A 22,092-nucleotide genomic window follows, 5' to 3' on the forward strand; every position below is an offset into this window, starting at 1 on the left:
CGACGTGCTACGAGCTCCGGTCCCAGGAATGATTTCCGCCGCCGGTGTTGCTCCTTTGCGCCTCGCGCTCGCCGTGCTGGCGACGGTTGGCCCCGCCGGCGGCTGCGTCGCCGATCAGGAGCGCCCCGCGACGTCCGTCGATGCGCTCTCCGGCCTGCCGATCTGGGAGGGGCACGCGCCCGAGGTCTTCGACGACAACATCGAGCCCGCCGCCGTGGGCTTCTCGCTCGAGGGCCCGTCGCCGAGGTCCGACCGGTTCCTCCGGGAGCGGGCGCAGACCGCGGACGTCGTCGCGCGGGTCCGCGTCAGCACGGTGACGGTCGACTCGATCGGCGAGCAGAGCACCTACCACCTCGGGGTCCACATCGTCGACGCGCCGCTGGCCACGCCCCGGGTGGCGGACCGGGCGTTCGAGCTCCACATCCGCCCGACGAGCCGCGCCTTTGGCATCGCGAAGGCGGTTGACGCGCGGCTCCGGGGGCTCACCTTCATCGCCTTCATCCGACGCTTCGCCGGCGAGGCAGGCGAGCCGGAGTTCCACTGGCACCTTTCACCTGATACAGCGGAGGTCACCGCGGCCGTCAGGGAGGCCGTCGTCCTCGGGGAGCTGTCATCGCCGTGAGCAACGTGAGCATCAAGACGGTCAAGGAAGTCGACGCCCTCCGCGTCGCCTCGCAGATGGCGGCGGAGACGCTCCTCGGCGTCGGCGAGATGATCCGCGCCGGCATCACCACCGAGGACATCAACACCTTCGTCCACGAGGACACCCTCCGCCGCGGCGGCTACCCCGCGCCGCTGAACTACCACGGGTTCCCGAAGAGCGTGTGCACCTCGATCAACGAGGTGGTGTGCCACGGGATCCCGTGCGACCGCGTCCTCGAGCCGGGCGACATCATCAACGTGGACGTCACCACGATCTTCAACGGCTTCTACGGGGACACGTCCGCGACGTTCTACATCGGCAAGCCTTCGCCGGAGGCGAAGCACGTGACCGAGGTGTCGCGGCGCAGCCTGCAGCTCGGCATCGCCCAGGTCCGGGACGGGGCGCGCCTCGGCGACATCGGGGCGGCGATCCAGGAGTTCGCCGAGGCCGAGGGCTGCTCGGTGGTGCGCGCGTTCGTCGGCCACGGCATCGGGCGGCGCTTCCACGAGGCGCCGCAGGTCTCGCACGTGGGCAAGTACGGCAGCGGCGCCCGCCTCCGCGCCGGCATGTGCTTCACGATCGAGCCGATGATCAACCTCGGCACCTACGAGGTCGAGATCCAGGAAGACAAGTGGACCGCGCTGACGGCCGATCGCTCGCTGTCGGCGCAGTTCGAGCACACCATCGTCGTCACGAAGAGCGGCTGCGAGGTGCTGACGCGGCGGAGCAGGCCGCTCGCGAACAGCGAGATCTTCGCCGATCCGTTCGCCGTCTCCGCGGCGCGAGCGCTCTGACGCGCAGCGCGCCGCGCGTCAGAGCGCCCGCGCCGGGCGAGCGCGGCGCGCGACGGCCGACCCCGGCCAAGCGGGGGCGCGGTGGACCGGAGACGGCGATCGGAAACCGAGTTTTGTCGACCGATCGGCGCAGGATTAGGGGTAGAAGCAGCCATGGCCTTGGACGAAACGTCGCGTGCCAGAATCGCGCCGTATGTGTCGAGCCTGACGGCCGACGTCTTCTCGCTGTCGGGTCTGCCCGAGGAGGTCATCGCCGTCCTGTTCGCGTACTACTCGCGCAGCCGCGATGACCTGCGCACCAACCTGGCGCGCCTGCTCGGCGACGAGGAGCTCGACGTCGCCCCGGAGGCCGACGATCGGCCGCAGCGCGGGCTCGCGTTCGCGTCGGACAAGGCGCGGAGCTTCCACGAGAAGTGGGTCGTCGGCTACGGCCACGCGTCGGTCGCGGAGCACGCCGTGGTGCACCTCGCGATCGAGAACGTGAGCATCGTCGCGTCGAAGGTGATCGAGGACCTGCGGCTCGGCTCCTACACGGAGAAGAGCACGCGCTACGTCGTGTTCGATCAGCACGCGTTCGTGGACCTGCCGGAGCTCGAGGGCGAGCACGCGGCGAGGTACCGGGCCGCGTGCGAGCGGCTCTTCGCGGCGTACCTCGACCTGGTCCCGAAGGTGACCGAGCGGCTGAGCGCGCGCGCGCCGAAGCCCGAGAAGATGTCGGACGGCGCCTACAAGGGGGCGCTGCGCGCGCAGGCGTGCGATCTCCTGCGCGGCCTCCTGCCGGCGGGGACGCGGACGAACATCGGCCTGACCGCGAACGCGCGGGCGCTCGAGATCCTGCTCACGAAGATGCTGTCGCACCCGCTCGAGGAGGTGCGCAGGGTCGCCCGCGAGATGCACGCGGCGGCGCTCGCCGTGACCCCGACGCTGGTCAAGTACGCCGCGCCGAACGAGCTCCGGAAGGAGCTGCAGGCGACGGTCGCCGCGGCGATGAAGCGGGTCTACACGCCGCCGGAAGAGGGCGTGAGCGCGACGATGGTGATCAACCAGCCCGTCCGGCTGGTGCGCTACGACAAGGACGCCCTGGAGCGCGTCGCGCTGGCGCTGGCGTACGAGGGCAGCGACCCGGGCGTGCACGCCTACAACCTGGGCGACGCGCTCCGCCGCGCGACCCTGCCGGAGCTCATCGCCATCGCGCAGGCGGCGTGCGCGAAGCGCGGGCCGTACGACGCCCCGCCGCGCGCGTTCGAGGCGTCGAGCATGACCTTCGAGCTGATGCTCGACTACGGCGCGTACCGCGATCTGCAGCGCCACCGGATGCTGACGCCCGCGACGCAGCGGCTCACCTGCCGGCTCGGCTTCGAGACGCCGCAGGCGCTCTCGGAGCTGGGCCACGCCGAGGCCTACCAGGACGCGATGCTCGCCGCGCGCGACGTCTGGCACGCCATGGAGGAGCGCTACCCCCTCGAGGCGCAGTACGCGGTGCCGCTCGGCTTCCGCGTGAGGACGCTCTGGACCCTGAACCTGCGCGAGCTCTTCCACGTGATCGAGCTCCGCTCGGCGAAGCAGGGGCACACGAGCTACCGGCGCATCGCCCAGGGGCTCTACCGCACCGCGATCACGGTGCACCCGTGGCTCAAGGACATGATCCGCGTCGACCTGAACGACTACGCGCTCGCGCGGAGCTGATCCGCGCCGGCCCCGCCTCGGGCACGACCGCCGCAGAGCGGCGGTCTAGAGGCGCGCGGCCTCGATGAGCTCCGTCGCGGCCTTGAGGGACGCGCCGGTGACCTTCGCGCCCGACAGCATGCGCGCCACCTCGGCGATGCGGTCCTTCTTGTCGACGCGCGCGACCGAGCTCTTGGCGATGCCGCCCGCGTTCTCCTTGGCGACGACGAAATGCGCGTCGGCGAACGCGGCGATGGGCGCCAGGTGGGTGATGCAGAGCACCTGGTGGTGGCGCGCCACGTCGCCGATCGCGCGCCCGATCTTGTCGGCGACGGCGCCGCCGACGCCGCTGTCGACCTCGTCGAAGACATAGAGCCCGGCCGGCCCGCACTCGGCGAGCACGCGCTTCAGGGCGAGCAGGGCGCGCGACAGCTCGCCGCCCGAGGCGATGCGGCGCAAGGGGCGAGGCTCGATGCCCTTGTTGGGCGAGATGAGGAACTCGACGCGGTCGATGCCGTCCTGGCCGAGGCGGGCGCCGTCGACGACCAGCTCGGCGCGGTCGCCGCCGTGCGGCGCGACGTCCACGACGACGCGCGCGCCGCCCATGCCGAGCTCGGCGAGCTCCCCGGAGATCGCGGCGCCGAGCTTCTCGCCGGCCTTGCGCCGCTTCACCGAGAGCTTGCGGGCGCGCTCGGCGGCGACGGCGAGCAGGGCGTCGCGCCGCCGCTCGAGATCCGCGACGTGGCTCTCGACGCCCGCGAGCTGCTCGAGCTCACCGGCGAGGCGCGCGCGCGTGGCGAGCACGTCCTCGATCGTGGGGCCGTGCTGCCGGAGCAGGCCCTCGAGGCGGTACATGCGATCCTCGATCTCGGAGAGGCGATCCGGATCGGCCTCGGCGCGCTCGGCGTAGCGGGCGATCTGGCGGGCCGCCTCGCTGAGCTCCGTCCAGCAGGCGTCGACCGCGCGGGCGACAGGGTCGAGGGCGGGGTCGATCTCCGCGGCGGCCTGGAGCTCGGAGGCGAGGCGCGCGAGCTCGTCGCACATCGCCTCGTCGCCCTGGTCGAGGCGGGAGGCCGCGCGCCGCGTGATGTCGTGCAGGCGGCCCGCGTGGCGGAGCCGGTTGCGCTCGGCCGCGAGATCGGCGAGCTCGCCGGGGCGCGGCGACAGCGCGTCGATGGCCTGGAGCTGGAAGGCGACGAACGCCTCGCGCTCGCCGCGGCCGCGCTCGAGCTCGCGGGCGGCCCTGAGCTGCGCGGTGAGCGCCTCGAGCTCGGCGACGTCCGCCGCGAGCTCGCTGCGCGCCGGCACGAGGCGGCCGAAGCGATCGAGGTAGCCGAGGTGCGTCGACGGATCGGTGAGCGCGACGCTCTCGTGCTGCGAGGCGACGTCGGCGAGCTCCGGGGCGAGCGCCTGGAGCTCGCCCGCGGTGCAGAGGCGGCCGTTCAGGTAGGCGCGCGAGCGGCCCGTCGCCTGGACGACGCGGCGGACCACGAGCTCGCCGCCGCTCGCGATGCCCGCGGCGTCGAGCATCGCCATCGCGCGATCGGAGCTGCGCACGTCGAAGAGCGCCTCGATCTCGGCCTCGTCGGCGCCGGGGCGGATCTGCTCCGCGCTCGCGCGGCCGCCGAGGACCAGCGAGAGCGCGCCGACGACGATGGACTTGCCCGCGCCCGTCTCGCCGGTGAGCACGTTGAAGCCAGGCTCGAGCCGGAGCTCGAGGGCATCCATCAGAATGAAGTTCTTGACCCGAAGCGCTACCAGCACAGCGGCGGGAGGATAGGAAGCTTTCGGCCCGTCGTCAGCGGATCTTCACCTGCTTCATGACGGTGACCGGAATTCCTTCGAAGGGCGGCACCGAGATATTTCGGAACGCATTCGCAATGCACGCGGCCGTGGCCGTGCCCACGAGGTCGCCCCCTTCCACGCGCGACGACATCGCCTTGCCCGAGGTCGCGAAGGTGACGGCCACGCGGGCTGTGCCGGTGAGGCCCTCGCCGGTGCACCCGGCGGCGGCCGCCGCCGCGGACGCGAGGGCGCTCGAGGCCGCGTTCGGATCGAAGCGGGCCGGGGCGTCCCGCGCCGGAAGGAGCGGCGCGGGAGGCGGCTGCTTTCCCGCAGGTTTCGCGCGATCGGGGGCGCTCGGCGCGGCGGCCAGGGCCGGCTTCTCGGCAGCCTGAGGCTTCTCGCTCGCCTGCTGGGCGGTCGCGGGGGGCGCGGCGCTCGGCGACGGCGCGGCGGGCGGCGGCGCGGCGCTCGGCGACGGCGCGGCGGTCGCCGGCGCGGCGCTCGGCGGCGGCGCGGCCGGCTCGGGCGCGGCGGCGAGGGCGGTCCCTGCCGGCTCGGGCGGCGGCGCGGCGCTCGGCTCGGGCGCGGACGGCGGCTGCTCCGCGACGGCGGAGGCGGCGGCCGGCGGGGCCTCGACGGGCTCGTCGTCGAGCGACGGCTCCCGGTCGGCGATCGGCGCCGCCTGAGCAGGGGGGGCGGGCGACGGCGGCGCCTGGTCCGGCGGCGGCGCGGCGAGCGCACCGGCGCTGTCGGCGGGCGCGACCTGGGCCGTCGCGGCGCTGGACGATCGGCCCCGGGCCTGCGCAAAGTACAGCGCGGCGCCGAACACGACGAAGACCACGACCACCCAGCCGGTGATCGCCAGGTACTGGCGCGACGTCGGCGTCGAGAGGGCGCGCAGCCCCTCGGACACGAGGGAGGCGGCCGTGATCGAGGTGCGCACCGGCGTCTCTTGCCCGGCACCGGAAGCAGACGCGGCGTCCTCCTCCGCGGCCTCGTCCGCGGCCATGAGGTCGGGATCGATGGACTGCGCCGGAAACGAAGGGGACGAGCTGCGCGCCGCGGCAGCCCCCTCGAAGAGCCCGCCGCTGATGCTCAGGATCTCCTCGTCGGCCCGGTGCTCGTTGCGGCGCTCCCCGTCCTCCGCGCTGGGCGGCGGCGCCATGCTGCGCAGGTCGATCAGACCGGAGTCCTCCTTCCGGCCGGCGCGCCCTCGGGCGTCGGGCTGGCTGAAGACGTCGGGCTGGCTGATGCGGTCACCGTCGCCCCTCGCGCGGGAGGCCACCCTGGGGGCGCTGCTCGCGCGCGTCGGCGGCTCGCGCGAGGGCCGCTCGTCGTTGTTCCCCGGCTCGCGAGGCGCCCCGGCGGCGCCCTTCGCCTCCGCGGCCCTCGGCCTCGCGCGCTCGCGCCGCGACGCTTCCGTGGCAGGGAGCGGGGGCGGACCCGGGAACGGCGGCGGGCCCGGCAAGGGCGGCGGGCCCGGGGACGGCGGCGGGGTGAGCGATCCCAGCAGGGCGAGGTCCGCCGGAGAGGAGTCGGCGGGCTGCATGGCGCCGGACCGGGCGCGCCGCGTGGACGGCAGGGGCTGCGGGGCGAGCGCCGCCATCGCCTGGACGTCCTGGAGGCGGAGCTCGGGCGACGAGCGGTGAGACGACGGCCGGCCCTCGTCGATGGAGAGCGGCGCCGGCGGGAGCTCGGACAGCGGCGCCGGCGGCATCTCCGACGGCGGCATGATGGGCCGGGAGGAGCCGCTCGCGCGCGGGGCGGCCGTGGACCGCGGCCGCGCCGTGGGCGTGCGGTGCTCGCGGCGCGCCGGCGGTCGCACCGGGACCGGCGCGGGCGCGCCCGAGCGAAGCCTGGGCGCGGCTTCCGGCGCCGGCGCGGGGCGGCTCGCGCGATCGTCCTCGGGGGGGTCCGACCCGAACGAGAGCGACGGCGGCTCGACGCCGGGAGAGAGCATCTGCGCGAGGTCCTGGATGGAGACGGGATCGGAGTCGGCCGGGGGGAGCGCGGACGGGCTCCGGACGCTCGTCGGCGGCGCCGAGCCGCTGCGCCGCGCGTCATCCCAGGAGGCGCCCGCGAAGGTGCGCGACCGCATCAGGATCTCGCGCCGCCCCAGCCCGCCGTCCGGCGTCACCACCGCGTGCTCGAGCGAGGCCTCCGCCGCGACGTCGAGCGCGTCCAGCGAGGGCGCCCGCTCGCCGGATCCCGGCTCGTCGCCCAGGTCCTGCTGCGCGATCCGCTCCGCGAGCGTCAGCCCCCGCGCACGCCCGGCCGGCCCCGACCCCGCGCGCCGCGGCGGGCCGCCGGCGGGCTCCGTCCTGCGCTGGATGCCCGCGCCCGGGAGCGTCGACTCGGCGTCCAGGAGGTCGCCGGACAGCCCGTGGTCCGGCTCCAGCGCGCGCACGGACGAGGGTCGCGAGCGCTCCGGCTCGCTCGACGGCTCGCGCCGGTCGCGTCCGCTCGCCGAGCTCGGGACGCCCGAGGGGGAAGGGCGCGAGTCGGTGCCCCCTGCCCTGTCGGACGCCGCCTGCTTGCTCTTCGCGCGGCAGGACTTGCAGACAAACGGCAGAGACGGACGCATCTCGCGTCCCACGCCGATCTCCACGTAAGCCCTGCAGAGAGAGCAGGCGAGTTGCACGTTGAGAAGAGAATCGCGCAGCTCGTCAGGACGCGCAATCTTTCTCGCTGGCGACCAGGGCGGCCGCCCTCAAGGGAGGCCCGACCGCGCCGTTCGGCCGACGTTTCCGGCCGATGTTCAGCCGAGCTCCGGCCGGTCCTCCGCCGCGCTTCCGCCCTGCGTGGAGCGCGTGGCGGCGATCACAGCCCGAGGGGCGCGGGCGGGCGCACCCAGCGCTGCTCCAGCCACGCCAGCGAGACCGGCGCGCTCCGCAGCGCCGCGTCGACGGCGCGCACGGCCGGATCGGGGGCGGGCGGGGCCCCGGGGGTGCGGGTCGACAGGATCCAGTTCGACAGCTCGTAGTGGTGCAGGAGCGGCGCGAAGCGGTGCGCGTCGAACCCGGCGAGGATCTCGGCCGCGCGGCTCAGGCGATCGCAGGGCAGGAGCGCCGTGGTCACGTCGAAGAGCAGGGCGCGGAGGTCCTCGAAGGCGCGCTCGGGATCCGCGGCGACGCCCTCCAGGAGCGCCTCGAAGCCCTCGTCGGAGAGCCCGGCCGCGTCGGCGGCCTCGGCCATCGCGGGGACCTGCGTGGCCAGGAAATCGGCGTTCGGCGCGTGCCCGAGGAGCCGCCCCACGAGGTACAGGTCGAACGCGCTCGCGATCGCCTCGGCGAGCAGGAGCGCCTCCGCGCTGGGCGGAGCGCCGGCGCCCGCGGACGTGAGGGCGCGGTGGGCGAGGTGGTGCCACGCGACGTGCGCGACGACGTCCGCGGCGATGTGCTCGCCGGGGATCAAGTCGCCTTGCTCGCTCTGGCTCCAGAACGTCAGGTTCAGGAAGACGACCCGATCCCAGCTCGCCTCGACCTCGGGCACGCGGAAGCGATACCCGTCGCGCCGCAGCGCCTGCTTGAGATCGTCGTAGAGCGCGACGTGCCGGAACGAGCGCTCGTCGTCGATGGTCAGCTCATCGAGGGTCAGGCTTCTCAGCTTCACGCCGCGGACCTTAGACCCTGATCGTTTCATCAGCCACAGCGGACGCCTGGAAGAACCCGGCGACCCGGGGTGTTTGGGGCTGGAGCCGGGGTTTTCCCGACCAGGCCCGCAAGTTCCCGCCAATGGCCGGTGTTGCAAGCGCCGCCGGCTTAGGCATGATGCGCCCCGTTCCTGCGCCAGCCGAGGAGGCACTCCGAATGATTTCCGTCAGGTCTCTCTGTTCCATCGCGCTCGTGCTCGTCGCCAGCGGTGCCGCCGGCTGCAAGGAGGACCCGCCTCCTCCGCAGCCGGAGCCGGCAAGCTCCGCGGCGGCGAACAAGGGCAAGGCGAACCTGCGGACGCCCGTGTCGCCGATCGCGAAGGTCGACCCGCAGTCGATGAAGGAGTACCGCGTCGACGCCTGCTACTTCGGGACGCTCTCGCTGAGACAGGCGCGCGACGCGTACCTCGCGAGCCTCGGCAAGGACGAGCCCAGCGAGAAGAAGATCCCGAGCTTCGGCATCGAGGATCAGGCGAAGCCCGGGGACCCCAAGAGCCTGCTCCCCGCGAAGCCGCCCACGCCCACGACCGGCGCCGCCGCGCCCAAGACGACCGCCCTGCCGCCCGGCGCCGCCGCGCCGAAGGCGGCCACCGCCGCCGCGCCCGCGCCCGGCGGCAGCGCCGCTGCCGGCGCCAAGGGCGCGCCCGGCAAGCCCGACGAGCGCCGGCCGATCAACATCGGCGCGCGCGCCCCGTACGAGCGCAACGCGCGCGCCTGCACCGTCGCCCTCAGCCTGAAGGAGCCGGCCATGCCGGACGTCGACGCGGCGCTCTCCGAGTACGCGCCGTTCGCGAGCGAGCTCGCGAAGAACATCGCCACGGCGGCCAACTACTACCAGCGCGAGGAGTACAAGAAGGACAGCTTCGCCAAGGGCAAGGAGCTCCACGCGAAGCTGCTCGCCGACTTCGAGAAGCTCGACGCGCACTCCGACAAGCTCGGCCTCGCGGTGTCCGCGTGGCACGCGTCGCACCTGCCCGACCTCTCGAAGGCGGACGAGGGCCAGAAGGCGGCGATCACCGCCCTCGAGGACGCGCGCGCGCTCATGGTGATGCTCGCCAGCAAGAACGTCGATCCGGCGGCGGTGAAGACGGCGCTCCAGAAGCTGGAGACGTCCGCGGCGGCGCTCAAGGCCCACGGCTCGACGAACCAGACCGACCCGTGGTCCAAGATCATGGTGCCGGCCTTCGACAACTTCCTCCGCGACATGAAGGCGGCGGAGCCCAAGCTGACGGACAAGGGGATCAGCTCCCCCTCCCTGTTCTTGCCGGTCGTCACGGGCTTCGTGTCGCTGATCGAGGGCAAGCACCGGGCGCTCTCCCGCTCGCTCATGGCGAAGGCCCAGGCGGAGAAGGCCCAGACCGCCGGGACCGCGCAGCCGGTCGCGCCGGCCGCGCCCGCGCCGGAGAAGGAGTGACGCGCCCGGGGCGGCGCTCCCGGCAGGGAGGCGCCGCCCGCGCGCGCTGATCGCGGCGCGCGTCCCTCCGGGGGGCGCGCCGAGCGCGCCGCGCCTCCTCCGGGAGGCGCGGGTGCGATCAGATCTGGCGGCCGGTCCGGCGGGAGATGGCGAGGCGGTAGAGCGCCTCGTACTGGCGCGCCGCGTGCGACCAGCCGAAGTTCTTCTTCATCGCCCGGAGCTGCATCGTCCGGAAGTAGGCCGGGTCGGCGCGGTAGAGGTGCACCGCCCAGGCGACGGTGTTCCCGAGCGCCATGGACGACATCTCCTCGAACTTGAAGCCGGTGACGTTGTTCTCGACGGTGTCGTCGAGGCCGCCGACGGCGCGCACGACCGGCAGCGTGCCGTACCGCTGGCTGTAGAGCTGGTTCAGCCCGCAGGGCTCGTAGCGCGACGGCATCAGGAAGAGGTCCGCGCCCGCCTCGATGCGGTGGGCGAGCCCCTCGTTCATGCCGACGTAGACGCGGAAGCGGTCGCTCGCGCCGGAGATCCGCGAGAAGAGGTCCTCGGCCCAGCGCTCGCCGGAGCCCAGGATGACGAGCTGGACGTCGAGCGAGAGGATGTGGTCGAGGGCGCCCGCGAGGATGTCGATCCCCTTCTGGGTCGCCAGGCGGCTGATGAGCCCGAGGAGCGGGACGTCGGGGCGCTCCTCGAGGCCCATCTCGCGCTGGAGCGCCGCCTTGCAGAGGCGCTTGCCGCTCAGGTCCTCGGCGGAGAACGTCGCGGCGATGTGGGGATCGGTCGCGGGGTTCCAGATGGAGTCGTCGATGCCGTTGAGGATCCCGATCACGTCGCTGCCGCGATCCCGGAGCACGCCGTCGAGGCCCTCTCCCCCTTCCCACGTCTGGATCTCCTGCGCGTACCGGGGCGAGACCGTGGAGACGAGCGTGGCGTTGTAGATGCCGGCCTTGAGCAGGTTGATGCTGTCGTGCGCCTCCAGGCAGAACCTGTGGAACTGGTCCCAGCCGAGCCCCGTCGTGGGGAGCTGGAACTTGTTGAACCAGCCCTGGTAGCCGAGGTTGTGGATCGTCAGCACGGTCGCGGCGCGCGCGAGCGGCGACCGGTGCTCGAGGACGTTGATGTAGAGCGGCACGAGGGCCGACTGCCAGTCGTGGACGTGGACGACGTCCGGCCAGAAGCCGAGCGCGTGGCAGAGCTGCAGCGCGCCGCGCGAGAGCAGCGCGTAGCGGGCGAGGTTGTCGCCGAACTCGCCGTGCGCGTCGCCGTAGATGCCGTCGCGGTCGTAGAGCACGTCGTGCTCGAGCAGGTACACGCGCGGCGCGGGCGCGCCGGGGGTCGCGGGATCGATGAACGTCTCCCAGATGCCGGTCCACGCCTCGCCGTTGCCGACCGGCACGCCGAGCGGCGCCGGCAGGCGGTGGGGCGTGAAGATCTCGGCCGGCGTCGCGCCGTCTCCGCCCTGCGCCGCGACGATGGAGGGCGCGGCGTCCGTGGGCGCGGCGTCCGTGGGCGCGGCGGCGGCCAGCGCGGCGTCGGCCGCGTCGATCGCCGGGGCGCCGGCTTCGGCCGCGGCGACGGCGGGCGCGGCGACGGTCTGGCTGCCGCCGAGCTTCCGCTCGGCGGCCTCGATCTGGCGGGCGAGGTGACGCTTGGCGACCCGGTAGGCCGGCATGACGATGCGCACGTCGTGGCCGGCTGCGGCGAGCGCGATCGGCAGCGCGCCGGCAACGTCGGCGAGGCCGCCCGTCTTGCTGAAGGGGACGCATTCGGACACCACGAAGAGAATTTTCAGGCGCGGCATGGACATGGGAGGGGGCGCGCCACGGATCACGGCGAGCGCGTCGCGTCCCTTCTACCAGCTTCACGGGCGATCTTGACCACGCGATCGACAGAGCGGTCGAGACCGAGCGCCGACGTGTCCACCACGAAGTCGGCCTGCTCATAGAGCGCGCGCCGGGCCTGGAAGAGCGCCCTGAGCTCCTTCATGGCGTCGGCTCGGTTGGCCATGGGGCGAGCGTCCCCCTGCTCGACCACGCGCCGCCAGTGGTCCTCGGGCTTCGCCCGCAGCCACACCGTCACGGCGCAGCGCCTCAGCCGCTCGAAGGTCGCCGGATCGGTCACGAGGCCGCCGCCCGTGGCGACGATCCCGTGGGCGCGCGCGTCGGCGAGCCGCGCGAGCTCCTCGCGCTCCAGCCGCCGGTAGTACGCGTTCCCGTGGATCTCGAACAGGGCCGCGAGGCTCATGCCCGCGCGCGAGGCGACGAGGCCGTCGAGCTCGCGGAAGGGCACGCCGAGCCGGGCCGCGGCGCGGCCGCCGATCGTGGTCTTGCCCGCCCCGCGCAGGCCGAGCAGCGCGACGAGGGCGCCGCCTGCCCCGAACTCCGCCTCGCCGGGAGCCAGGCCGCGCGACGCCCCGTCGCCGACGAGCTCGCCTGCCGAGAGCAGCGCGGCGGCCGAGGTGCCCAGGGCGCGGCCGATGTCCTCCAGCCGCACCACGGACACGTTCGCTCGGCCGCTCTCGAGCAGCACAAGGAAGCGCTCGCTGACCCCGGCGAGCCCGGCGAGCTCGCGCAAGGTGAGCGCGAGCTCCTGGCGCCGCTGGCGGAGCCGCCCGGCGAGGTGCTCGAGGATCGGCGGCGCGCCGCGCTCGACGTCCGCGACGTCCTCTGCCTCCGGCGCTCGCCCAGCGCGCGCTCCGCGCGCGGCCTGCCCACGCGTTGTCTGGCGGTTCGGCTCGCGGGGCGGCATCTGGTACTGCACTATATTTCATGAATCGTGAATCAACAAGCACTATAGTGCTTGACGAGGGCGCTCCCGGGTGGTGGGCTCGTGGGCATGGAAGCGACCACCTCTCCTCCTGCCGTGGCGGCAGCGCCGCAGACCAGAGCCCGGGACGAGGGCTCGTCCGGCGAGGGCGCGCCCCTCCGCTTCGAGACGGAGCCGGGGCGTTACAGGCACTGGAAGCTCTCGTTCGAGGGTGCGACCGCGCGCGTGGCGATGGACGTCGACGAGGAAGCGCCGATGCGGCCCGGCTACCAGCTCAAGCTGAACAGCTACGACCTCGCGGTCGACATCGAGCTCGCGGACATCGTGCAGCGGCTGCGCTTCGAGCACCCCGAGGTGAAGGCGGTGGTCGTGACGAGCGCGCAGCCGCGGATCTTCTGCGCGGGCGCGAACATCTACATGCTCGGGTCGTCGACGCACGCCTTCAAGGTCAACTTCTGCAAGTTCACGAACGAGACGCGGCTCGCGCTCGAGGAGGCGTGCGCCGAGAGCGGGCAGCGCTACCTCGCGGCGCTGAACGGCGTCGCCTCGGGCGGGGGGTACGAGCTCGCCCTCGCGTGCGAGGAGATATTCCTCTGCGACGACGGGAGCAGCGCGGTGTCGTTCCCGGAGACGCCGCTGCTCGCGGTGCTCCCGGGGACGGGGGGGCTCACGCGGCTCGTGGACAAGCGCAAGGTGCGGCGCGACATCGCGGACGTCTTCTCGACCCTGGCCGAAGGGGTGCGCGGCAAGCGCGCGCAGGAGTGGGGCCTCGTCGACCGCGCGATCCCGAAGAGCCGCTTCGACCAGGCGGTGGCGCAGCGCGCCGCCGAGCTCGCGGCGGCGACGCCGGACAGGGAGGGGCCCGGGGTGAAGCTCGCGCCGCTCGAGGCGCGGCGCGCGGAGAAGGACGACGTCTCCACCTGCGCCTACCACCACGTCTCGCTGACAGTCGACCGCGCCGCGCGGACGGCGGAGATCCGCGTGCTCGGGCCGGACGGCGGCGGGCCGTCGGACGCCGCCGGGATGCGCCGGGCGGGCGCGGACCTGTGGGCGCTGCGCGCGTTCCGCGAGCTCGACGACGCGCTGCTCGATCTCCGCTTCAACCACCCGGCGGTGGGCCTCGTCCTCCTCAGGACGAGCGGCTCGCCGGACGCGGTGCGGGCCGCGGACGAGGCGCTGTGGGCGAACCGGGACGACTGGTTCGTGAAGGAGGTCCTGCTCCACATGCGGCGCGTGCTCAAGCGGCTCGACCTGACGGCGCGCAGCGTGTTCGCGCTGATCGAGCCGGGCTCGTGCTTCGCGGGGAGCCTGTTCGAGCTCGCCCTCGCGGCGGACCGGTCCTACATGCTGGACGGGGGGGAGGACGGCGCGGAGCCCGCGGCGATCGGCCTGAGCGCGCTGAACTTCGGTCCGCTCGTGATGTCGAACGGCCTGACGCGGCTCGCGTCGCGCTTCCTTGCCGCGCCGGAGCGCGTCGCGGCGCTGAAGGAGAAGACGGGGCTGCTGTCCGCCGAGGAGGCGCTGGAGGAGGGCCTCTGCACCTTCACGCCGGACGCGATGGACTGGGACGACGAGGTGCGGCTCGCGATCGAGGAGCGGGTGAGCCTGTCGCCCGACGCGCTCACCGGGATGGAGGCGAGCCTGCGCTTCTGCGGGCCGGAGACGATGGAGACGAAGATCTTCTCCCGGCTGTCGGCCTGGCAGAACTGGATCTTCCAGCGCCCCAACGCGGTGGGACCGCGGGGCGCGCTGACCGTGTACGGGCGCCCGGAGCGCCCCGAATTCGACTGGAGGCGGACGTGAGCGCAGTCATCAACTCGGAGAGGATCCCGAACAACGTCGACCTCGCGTCGGACAGGAAGCTCCAGCGCGCGCTCGAGGCGTGGCAGCCGAAGTTCATCGACTGGTGGCGGGAGACAGGGCCCGCGGGCTTCCAGGCGGACGACGTGTACCTGCGCACGGCGATCAGCGTCGATCACGAGGGGTGGGCGCACTTCGACTACGTGAAGATGCCGGAGTACCGCTGGGGCATCTTCCTCGCGGATCCGGTGCCCGATCGGAAGATCGGCTTCGGCGATCACCTGGGCGAGCCGGCGTGGCAGGAGGTGCCGGGGGAGCTGCGGAACATGCTGCGCCGGCTGGTGGTGACGCAGGGGGACACGGAGCCGGCGAGCGTGGAGCAGCAGCGGCTGCTCGGCCAGAGCTGCCCGAGCGTCTACGACCTGCGGAACCTGTTCCAGGTGAACGTCGAGGAAGGGCGGCACCTCTGGGCGATGGTGTACCTGCTGCACAGCCACTTCGGCCGCGACGGCCGCGAGGAGGCGGAGGCGCTCCTGGAGCGGCGGAGCGGCGACCCGGACAAGCCGCGGATCCTGGGCGCCTTCAACGAGCCGTGCACGAACTGGCTCTCGTTCTTCATGTTCACCTACTTCACGGATCGCGACGGCAAGTACCAGCTCCTGGCGCTGGCGGAGAGCGGCTTCGATCCGCTGTCGCGCACGACGCGGTTCATGCTGACCGAGGAGGCGCACCACATGTTCGTCGGCGAGACGGGGCTGCTCCGCGTCTGCCAGCGCACGTGTGAGCTGATGAAGCGCAACAAGAACGAGGACGCGCGCGCCGAGGGGGGCATCGATCTGCCGACGATCCAGAAGTACCTGAACCTCTGGTACTCGCTGTCGCTGGATCTGTTCGGCGGGGAGATCTCGTCGAACGCGGCGTCGTTCTTCGCGTCGAGCGTGAAGGGCCGCGCGAAGGAGGAGTCGTACGGCGATCACCGGGCGCTCGAGGGCGTGTACCCGATGGAGGTGCCGATCGCGGCGGTCGGGGGCGCGCTGTCCGGGTGGCGGCGCGAGGAGGTGCCGCTCCGGAACGCGATGAACGAGGTGCTGCGCGACGAGTACGTGAGCGACTCGCAGCGCGGGATCGACAAGATGAACCGGGTGATCGAGGAGTCCGGCGTCTCGTTCAGGCTGAGGCTGCCGAGCCGGCGCTTCCACCGGAGCTCGGGGATCTACGCGGGGCTCCACTTCGACGTCGACGGCAACCCGATCTCGAAGGAGGCGTGGGAGCGCCGGCGCGACGAGTGGCTGCCGACCGCGGGCGACGAGGCGTATGTGAAGAGCCTGATGGAGAGGCCGGTGTTCGATCCGAAGCAGATGGCGAACTGGATCGCGGCGCCGACGAAGGGCCTCAAGGGCAAGCCGGTCGACTTCGAGTACGTGCGGCGCTGCGGCTAGGGGGCGCCCGCGTCGGGGGAGGGCGCGCCCGCGTCGGCGGGCGGCGGGGGCGCCTTCTTCGGCGGGTCGCCGTGCTCGGCGACGAGCTTCTTCACGAGGCCGTCGAGGAGCACCTGCTCGTGGTACTGCGGCATCGCGGGGAGCTGCACGGCGACGTGCACGCCGGCGCGGCCGTTCACGATCTCGATCGCCCCCTGCGTCACCCGGCTGCCGCTCTCCGGGCTCCGGTACTCGAAGAGCAGGTAGCCGTTCGCGGGATCCTTCTCGACGAGCTTGAAGCCGAGATCGACGCGCACGAGGCGCAGCGCCGTGCCGAAGGTCTGCTCGAAGGTGTAAGGCGACTCGTACGCGACGCTGGCGCTGGCGTCCCGCGCGCCGAGGCCGAAGGCGACGGGGACGGCGAGCGCGACGAGGAGGAGCGCGATCGGCGAGAGGCGGCGCATGTCCGCGGCGTAGAGGGGCGGACGAGGGTGGGCCAAGTTTGTCGCCGGCGAGCGCGCAGGTATGCTGGCGTCGACCTCGATGGACCGACCCCATGTCGAGCAGCTCCGCATCCAGGGCTACGGGTGCGTGCAGGACGCGACGCTGCAGCTCACGCCGCTGCACGCGCTCGTCGGGCCCAACGACAGCGGCAAGAGCACCGTGCTGCGGGCGCTGCGGACGCTGTCCTCGGTGCTCGAGCGGGCGCTCGGGGCGCCGGCGCCCGACACGCTCGGGCGCGGCTCCCCGGCGAGCGCGAGCAAAGGCCCGGGCGGCTCGGTGTTCGAGGTGTCGGCGGCGAGCACGACGTGGCGCGTGGAGCTCGACGCCGAGGGGCGGGCGCGCACCACGTCGTTCCCCAGGGACCTGGAGCCGCCCTCCTTGCTCGACGACGCCGACGAGGACGATGTCACGACCGGCGGGACGGGCCCTGAACGGCCCGCGCCGGACATCGTCCAGGCCCTGCGCGGAACCCAGGTGCTCCGCCTCGACCCCGACGCGCTCCGGTCCCCGCACCCGCTGATCCCCGACGGGCAGCCGCTCTGCTTCGCCGACGAGCGCGGCGCCGGCCTGCCGGCCGTCTACGACGCCATCATCAGCCGCGACCTGCCGGCCTACATCGAGCTGAACGAGGAGCTCACGCGCCTGTTCCCCAGCGTGAGGAGCATCCACCTCGGAAACCCGAGCCCCACCACGAAGGCCATCGGCGTGAAGCTCGAGGGCGGCGCCGTCGTCCCGGCGGCGCTCATGAGCGAGGGCATGCTCTACTACCTCGCCTTCGCGGCGCTGCCGCACCTCGATCCGACGCCCCTGCTCCTCGTCGAGGAGCCCGAGCGCGGGCTCCACCCCGCGCGCATCGCCGACGTGATGCGCGCCCTGCGCATCCTCTCCGAGAAGACCCAGGTCCTCCTCGCGACGCACAGCCCGCTCGTGGTGAACGAGCTCCAGCCGGAGGAGGTCACGGTGGTCACCCGCGCGGGCGAGCAGGGGATGAAGGCCGCGCGCATCCTGGGCACGCCGGGCTTCGAGGATCGCGCGAGGGTGTACGCGCTGGGCGAGCTCTGGCTCAGCTACGCCAACGGCGCGGACGAGGCGCCGCTGCTCGGAGGAGGCCCGCGGCCGTGATGAAGCCGCCCGAGAAGACCAGGGTCTTCCTGGTCGGCGAAGGCGAGAACGAGCTCGGCAGCCGCGCCGGAGCGCCCGCCTTCCAGTCCGACAAGCGCCCCGGCGTGCTGTTCACCCTGCTCTCCCGCGTCCAGCCGCACGGGTGGGTCGTCGGCGGCGCCCGCGAGTGGAGGAGCATCCGGAAGTACAGCGCGCGCGGCGCGGCCCACGAGGACACGCGCCACGTGCTCGGCGCGGCCCTGGACGCGAAGGAGGCGGGGTGCGACGTGCTCGCGTTCTCGCGCGACATCGACCGCGATCCGGCGCGCCGCGAGGCGGTCGCGGAGGGCATCCGTCGCGTGTCGTCGAGCCTGTCCGCGCCGCCCGAGGTGATCGGCGGCGTGGCCGTGCCGGCGCTCGCGGGGTGGATCCTCGCGCTCCTCGGGGAGAGGGCGACCGAGGAGCTCTCGCCCCTCAGGGCGCAGGCGATGCTCGCCGCGAAGGGGATGATGCCGGACGACGGCGCCGCCATGGTGCGCGTCGTCGAGGACGCCGACCTCGACGCCGTCCCCCAGGACGCCACCTCGCTCACGGAGTGGATCGCGCGCGCGCGCGCCGTGCTGCCGCGGCGGACAGGCCGCAGCGCGAGGTGACGCGCGCGCTCACCGGCGGCACTGCGGCGTCGCGGAGAGCGCGGCCCGCGCCGTCTCGCGCAGGCCGTGCGGCGTGTCCTTGTCGAGGAGCGGCCTGAGGCGCGCGGGCAGATCCGCCGGGTGCACGGCCCCGAGCGCCGCGAGCGCCGCCGAGCCGAGCCGCTGATCGCGCTCGCCCATCGGCGCCTTCGCCTGGAGCGCGAGCCGCGTCCACAGGTCGACCGAGCTCGCGTCGCACATCGCCCCGAGCGCGAGGATCGCCCGGGCGCGCACCTCGATGTCCTCCTCCTTGTCCTCCGCCCTGTCGCGCACGGCCTCGATGTGCGCCGTCGCCCGGTGCGCGCCGAGGCCGTCGAGCGCGTGCCGGCGCACCTCGGGCGACCTGTCGGCGAGCGCCCCCACGAGCGCCCTGTCTCCCGACGGCGTCGCGGGCATCGCGCCGATCGCGAGCGCAGCGCCGCCGCGGATGAACGTCCACGGGTCCGAGGCGAGCCGCGCCGCGAGCGCCTCGGCCGCGCCGGCCGGCAGCTTCGCCCCGGCGGAGGCGGCGCGCGAGAGCGCCACGACCGCCGCCTCGCGCACGCGCACGTCCGGATCGGAGGCCGCCGCGAGCAGGTCCGGCGCGAGCGACGGCACGTCCGCCGCGACCTCGGCGGCGCGGAGGCGGACGTGGGCGTCCGCGTCCTTCCGGAGCGAGGCGCGCAGGTAGGCCTCGGCCGGCGCCTCGCCCGCGCGCGCGAGCGCCGCCGCGGGCGCCTGGAGCAGGTAGCGCCGCTCGAAGGGGGCGCCCGCCGCAGAGGCGAGCGCCTGGAACGCCGCGCCGCCGCCCCTCACCCGCCCGAGCGACGGCCCGAGCGCGCGGAGCAGGTCGAGCTGCGCGTCCTCGGGGCGGGCGCGCAGGCGATCGAGCTGCACCTCCTCCTCGACCACGGGCGCCGCCCGCTCGCTGCGCGCCGCCAGCGCGAGCGCGGCCCGGAGCTCCTTCCGCGTCGCGCCGCGCGCCGCCGCGAGGGCGTCGAGCAGCGCCGGCACCGCCTCGGCGGGCGCCACGAGCGCGAGCTCGCGCGCCGCCATCACCCTGGCCGCGGGCGCGCCGCCCTTCACGATCTCCGCGAGCGCCGGCGCGGCCGCGCGCCCGCAGCGGCGGATGCGGTCGCGCGCGTGGTGGAGCTCGGGATCGGGCCCGGGCGGCGCGGCGCGGCGGGCGCCCCGCGGCGGGGCCGCCGCCGCGCCGGACGCGAGCCGCGCGGTGAAGAACGGGATCTGCGCCGCGCACGGCGCCGTGTCGATCACGCCCGCCGCGAGCTGCCTGCCCGCGGGGTCGAGCCTGTCGTAGCCGGCGATCGCCGCCTCGACCGCCTCCGGCCCGCTGCGCGCGAGCAGCGCCGCGGCCGCCCTGGCGCGCTCGCCGCCGCCCGCGAGCGCGCCGACGAGCGCCGCGGGGGCCTGCCCGTCGAACGCCGTGCGCGCCGTGACCTCGGCGATCGTGACGCGCACCTCCGGCGCGGACGGCGAGCCCCGCTCCCCCGCCTGCGCGCCGCGCGGCGCGAACGCCTCGTCGAGGACGACGGCGACGCACGAGGCCCTGATCTCCTCGGGCAGCTTCACCTCGTAGCCGGCGGACTCCTTGACCCACGCGTCCTCGGGGAGGCTCACCTGGAAGAGCCGCTCGGGCGTCGCCACGAAGAGCGTGCGCGGCGCGGCGCCGCCCTCCACGCCGTCGATCGGCTTGATGCGCAGGCCGAAGCCCGTGATCCCGACCTCGTCCGCCGACGAGAACGACACGAACTCGCCCCGGCCCGCGCCCGCCTTGCCCTCGGACCACGCGGTCTTCGGGTCGCCGTCGGCGATCTCCGCGAAGCGCTTGCCGACCGCGCTCGAGGCCGCGGTCGGGCGCAGCAGCCGGAAGCCGGGCGCCGCCGCGTCGGCCTCGCGGCGCTCCGCCGTCACCTTGCCCGCCGCGCGCCGCTCCTCGGCCGGGAGGTTCTGGAAGCTCGCCCCTTTCAGGAGCGTCATCGTCCGGGGATCGACCTCGCTCGCCCCGACCAGCGCCGGGCGCCCGCAGATCGTCACGTCGTCGCGGAGCTGCCCGACGAGCACGCGGCTGCCGCTGCCGAGCGGCTCCACGACCACGGCGTCGCTCCGCCCCTCGCCGTGCTCCCCGGTGGCGACGCCGGTCCAGCCGCTCCAGAGCACGAGCGGCTCCGCCCCCTTCCCCGCGAGCGGCGCGGCGAGCAGCATCACCCACGACCCGCTCGCGACGTCGCCCGCCCGCGCGCCGGACGGCGCGCCCGAGGCGGGCGCCTCGATCTTCGCGAGGCGCTTGCCGTCGGCCAGCGCGACCGGCGCGACGCGCGCGCCGCCGAGCAGCGGCGCGACCTCGGGCGGCACGGCGAGGACCTTGCCGCCGTCGGGCGCGCACGCCGCCGCCGAGGGACAGGCGCGGGCGGTGATCCCGCGCGCGTCGATGCGGACGGCGAGCGCCTGCTGGCCCGCCGCCTGAGGGAGCACCACGGGCGCTCCCTGCGCGGCAGCGTCGCCGAGCCAGGTCGACGAGGCCGCGACCGCGCCAGCCGTGACGCTCGCGCGCAGCCACCGGGAACGAAACCGCGATCTGCTCATGTGGGCCATCGTAGTCGCGTCGCGCAGCGGTGCGCTCGAGAGTTGAACCCCTCGAGCGTGGCGCCACGGAGGCCCGCACCCTTCGCTGCGGCGCGTCGGTCGACCCGCCCCGCCGCGCGCCGCGGCGTCCTCGCTACTTCGGCGTCTCCGCGGCGGGGATCCAGAAGCCGCCCTCGTCCGGCGGCGTCATGCCGAGCGCCTTCGGGAGCACGTTCGTCCAGCCGGCCACCGTCTCGAGCAGGTAGATCTCCGCGCCGGCCTCGATCTCGCCCACCGGCCGCTCCTTCTCGTCGCGCCGCGCGCGGACCGGGATCGCCCTCGTGGCCTTCACGATCGGCGGCGCCTTGTCGAGCGCGAGCTGCGCCCCGGCCACCGCGGTCGTCGGCGGGATGTACTGGTCCATCAGCTCGCCCTTCTTCAGCGGCTCCAGATCCTTGAGCCGCCCCCAGGCGTCGACCGTCAGATCGCCCCGCGACATCAGGTGGACGAAGCCGGCCTTCGCCTCCGTGCTCCAGAAGAGCTGGGCCGTCCCCTCGAGCATCTTCAGCGTGAAGATCACGTCGCCGTTCGGGCGGTCGAAGAGCTCGATCGTCGACGTCTTCATCAGGTAGCCGCGGGCGCTGCCGGGGACCTCCATCTTCATGGGCGCGCCGCGCTGCAGCGCGAAGGCGTCGCACGGGGCCGAGGCCCTCGCCGTCTGCCCCTCGGACCCCGAGATCGACAGCTCCGCGCGCAGCGAGTCGCCCGTCGCGGCGACGAGCTTCACCTTCTGCGCGCTCGAGATCCAGATGTGGCCGCTGATGACCGGGATGTCGCGCGTCGTGAACACCGCGACGTCCGTGGGCGCGATGTAGCCGTCGAGCCGCAGCGTCGGCGAGCCGTCGGACGTGCTCAGCCTCGCCCGGCCCGACGCCGGGTCCGCCGGGATCGCGCTCAGCGTCATCGGCGCCAGCGCGCCGGTGAAGTTCGCGATCGTCCGGCCGCCGCTCGGCGCGTCGTAGAGCCGGGTGCCCTTGTTCACCGGCGCCGTCCCCTTCAGCTTGCAGGTCGGCCCGGACACCGCCTGCGCGGTCGCCCCGGTCACCTGCGCGGTCGCCCCGGTCACCTGTGCGGCCGAGACCGCCACCTGAGCGGGCTCTGCCCTCGCCTCGGAGACGGCCGCCGCGCCCGGGAGCCCCGCGCCGCAGAGCACCGCCCCAAGAGCCAGAAGACCAAGTCCCAGAACGTCGCTTCTCATCCACTTCCTCCGACGTAGGCCGGCAGCCCCGCGCTGGT

At 74.1% G+C, this 22,092-nt stretch carries 16 protein-coding genes; 8 read left to right on the plus strand and 8 right to left on the minus strand.

Features of this window, described 5'->3' with window-relative positions; all coding sequences use genetic code 11:
• The first annotated feature begins 28 nt into the window (after positions 1-28).
• The 3 genes from WME76_RS46515 to WME76_RS46525 all read left to right on the plus strand — a co-directional run bounded on the left by WME76_RS46515 (position 29) and on the right by WME76_RS46525 (position 3,123).
• Positions 29-622, plus strand: coding sequence for a cobalamin ABC transporter substrate-binding protein (locus WME76_RS46515; protein ID WP_437962650.1), 594 nt, complete (start codon positions 29-31; stop codon positions 620-622).
• Positions 619-1,437 (plus strand): type I methionyl aminopeptidase, encoded by an 819-nt coding sequence (map, locus tag WME76_RS46520; RefSeq protein ID WP_437289229.1) that lies wholly within the window; start codon positions 619-621, stop codon positions 1,435-1,437. Before WME76_RS46515 ends, map begins: the two co-directional genes overlap by 4 nt.
• A gap of 195 nt (positions 1,438-1,632) precedes the next feature.
• Positions 1,633-3,123, plus strand: coding sequence for an FAD-dependent thymidylate synthase (locus WME76_RS46525; RefSeq protein WP_437962651.1), 1,491 nt, complete (start codon positions 1,633-1,635; stop codon positions 3,121-3,123).
• A gap of 45 nt (positions 3,124-3,168) precedes the next feature.
• Here the strand turns inward: WME76_RS46525 and recN are convergent, their stop codons facing one another.
• The 3 genes from recN to WME76_RS46540 form a co-directional block, all read right to left on the minus strand.
• The gene (recN, locus tag WME76_RS46530; RefSeq protein WP_437962652.1) at positions 3,169-4,866 is read right to left on the minus strand and encodes a DNA repair protein RecN; all 1,698 of its coding nucleotides are present in this window, start codon (positions 4,864-4,866) and stop codon (positions 3,169-3,171) included.
• A gap of 34 nt (positions 4,867-4,900) precedes the next feature.
• Positions 4,901-7,471: a hypothetical protein gene (locus WME76_RS46535; RefSeq protein ID WP_437962653.1), complete on the minus strand. Its 2,571-nt coding sequence runs from the start codon at positions 7,469-7,471 to the stop codon at positions 4,901-4,903.
• Between the two features lie 236 nt (positions 7,472-7,707).
• Positions 7,708-8,499, minus strand: coding sequence for a hypothetical protein (locus tag WME76_RS46540; RefSeq protein WP_437962654.1), 792 nt, complete (start codon positions 8,497-8,499; stop codon positions 7,708-7,710).
• 197 nt (positions 8,500-8,696) lie between these two features.
• Here WME76_RS46540 and WME76_RS46545 point away from each other — a divergent pair, with 197 nt between their 5' ends.
• Positions 8,697-9,953 (plus strand): DUF3829 domain-containing protein, encoded by a 1,257-nt coding sequence (locus WME76_RS46545; protein ID WP_437962655.1) that lies wholly within the window; start codon positions 8,697-8,699, stop codon positions 9,951-9,953.
• Between the two features lie 118 nt (positions 9,954-10,071).
• On the opposite strand, the gene WME76_RS46550 is transcribed toward WME76_RS46545, so the two are convergent.
• Positions 10,072-11,754 carry a glycogen synthase gene (locus WME76_RS46550; RefSeq protein ID WP_437962656.1) on the minus strand — a complete coding sequence of 561 codons (1,683 nt, stop codon included), beginning with the start codon at positions 11,752-11,754 and terminating at the stop codon, positions 10,072-10,074.
• Between the two features lie 26 nt (positions 11,755-11,780).
• A complete protein-coding gene (locus WME76_RS46555) occupies positions 11,781-12,701 on the minus strand; it encodes a shikimate kinase (protein ID WP_437962657.1) in 921 nt (306 codons plus the stop codon).
• 87 nt (positions 12,702-12,788) lie between these two features.
• Between WME76_RS46555 and boxC the strand changes: the two genes are divergently transcribed.
• The gene (gene boxC / locus WME76_RS46560; protein ID WP_437962658.1) at positions 12,789-14,522 is read left to right on the plus strand and encodes a 2,3-epoxybenzoyl-CoA dihydrolase; all 1,734 of its coding nucleotides are present in this window, start codon (positions 12,789-12,791) and stop codon (positions 14,520-14,522) included.
• The gene (boxB, locus tag WME76_RS46565; protein ID WP_437962659.1) at positions 14,519-15,958 is read left to right on the plus strand and encodes a benzoyl-CoA 2,3-epoxidase subunit BoxB; all 1,440 of its coding nucleotides are present in this window, start codon (positions 14,519-14,521) and stop codon (positions 15,956-15,958) included. Before boxC ends, boxB begins: the two co-directional genes overlap by 4 nt.
• On the opposite strand, the gene WME76_RS46570 is transcribed toward boxB, so the two are convergent.
• On the minus strand, positions 15,955-16,437 hold the full coding sequence (locus tag WME76_RS46570) for a hypothetical protein (protein WP_437962660.1): 483 nt from the start codon (positions 16,435-16,437) through the stop codon (positions 15,955-15,957). The genes boxB and WME76_RS46570 overlap by 4 nt on opposite strands.
• 43 nt (positions 16,438-16,480) lie before the next feature.
• On the opposite strand from WME76_RS46570, the gene WME76_RS46575 reads away from it, so the two are divergent.
• Together WME76_RS46575 and WME76_RS46580 are read left to right on the plus strand one after the other, a co-directional pair.
• A complete protein-coding gene (locus tag WME76_RS46575) occupies positions 16,481-17,563 on the plus strand; it encodes an AAA family ATPase (protein ID WP_437962661.1) in 1,083 nt (360 codons plus the stop codon).
• Complete coding sequence (locus WME76_RS46580; RefSeq protein ID WP_437963029.1) at positions 17,563-18,195, plus strand: hypothetical protein; 633 nt, start codon at positions 17,563-17,565, stop codon at positions 18,193-18,195. The genes WME76_RS46575 and WME76_RS46580 overlap by 1 nt, the downstream gene beginning before the upstream one ends.
• 9 nt (positions 18,196-18,204) lie before the next feature.
• Here WME76_RS46580 and WME76_RS46585 read toward each other — a convergent pair whose 3' ends face one another.
• Positions 18,205-20,817: a HEAT repeat domain-containing protein gene (locus WME76_RS46585; protein WP_437962662.1), complete on the minus strand. Its 2,613-nt coding sequence runs from the start codon at positions 20,815-20,817 to the stop codon at positions 18,205-18,207.
• Between the two features lie 133 nt (positions 20,818-20,950).
• Positions 20,951-22,054 carry a hypothetical protein gene (locus tag WME76_RS46590; RefSeq protein WP_437962663.1) on the minus strand — a complete coding sequence of 368 codons (1,104 nt, stop codon included), beginning with the start codon at positions 22,052-22,054 and terminating at the stop codon, positions 20,951-20,953.
• Between the last annotated feature and the right edge of the window lie 38 nt (positions 22,055-22,092).

The organism is Sorangium sp. So ce119, assembly GCF_051524405.1.
Taxonomy (GTDB): Bacteria; Myxococcota_A; Polyangia; order Polyangiales; family Polyangiaceae; genus Sorangium; species Sorangium cellulosum_G.